The sequence below is a fragment of the Streptomyces sp. NPDC043680 genome, assembly GCF_056436685.1.
In genome coordinates, this window is record NZ_JBWKCE010000050.1 from 1 (window position 1) to 1,064 (window position 1,064).

The window sequence follows — 1,064 nt, forward strand, 5'->3', positions numbered from 1 at the left end:
CGGAGTCGCCCCCGAGGGCGTACTTCTTGACACCGATAGCCTGTAATGAGGCATCAGATCGGGAGGAGCTGACCATGAACGCGAGCGCCATCGTGGCGGACATAAGGAAGGGCATCGCGGCAGGGGAGCACGCTTACGGCGCCCGCCTGCCAAGCGTCAGGGACTTGGCCGACGAGTACGGGGTGTCCCAGCAGACAGCCGCTGCCGCGTACGCCGTGCTGTCCGCGCTTGGGCTGACCCGCACAGCGGCTGGCAGCGGAACAACTGTTGCCGCCGGCCCGTCCGCTGACGCCCACCTGGGCACGTATGCTCCGCCGGACCTCACGGCCGCCGAAGCGTGGCGGCCCAACGGCTCCGGTGGCGAGGCCACAGAGGAGACCTACCTGGTCCGTCAACTGACCGCGCCAGCCGCCATGACTGAGTGGGGGTTCACCGAGGGAGCGGACGTGGTGGAGCGCCACCGCATCCGCCGGATCGGCGGAATCCCTTCTCAGCACAAAATGACCGTGCTGTCGTACGCCGTGGCTTCGGCACGGCCGGAGGGGCACGACGGAGTCCCGCCGATGTTGGCCCCGGTCGGCGCGCCTCCAATCCGGCCGCCGCACGGTACGCGCGTGGCTGACTGGCTCGGGTGGAACGTGGGCCGCACCGAAGCGCAGATCACAGCGGAGCCCATGGACCCTGCTGCATCGGAGGCCCTCGGAATGCAGGAAGGGAGCCCCGGGTTTCGGGTCGTAAATATCACCCGGACGCCTGAGGGAGAGACGCTGTACGTCACCGTGACGACAGCTCCGTTGCATCACAGGATCACGCTCGACATCATCGGCTGAATGTCGTTAAGAGCGTGCAGAGAAATCCGCGCTGGGAACTCTCGAATAGTTCTGTCTACCAACGGATTTCCTCTCTGCGTCTCAGACATATTTCGGTCTGCACCGTGGAGAGAGAAATCAAGGCGGGCGGAGAGCGCCATGCACTGCCTGTCGGATGCTAAATCGGCAGGCAGTGCATGGCGTAAACACAACGAGCCCCGCCGTCACGGCGGGGCTCGATGGTCCACCCCGGGC

Annotated in this window: 1 protein-coding gene; it reads left to right on the top strand. The window is 65.9% G+C overall.

What is annotated here, in order from left to right; genetic code table 11:
- Positions 1 to 830 (top strand): GntR family transcriptional regulator (locus AC0666_RS33955; protein ID WP_478709115.1); only part of this gene is annotated, 830 nt, incomplete at its 5' end.
- Positions 831 to 1,064 lie beyond the last annotated feature (234 nt).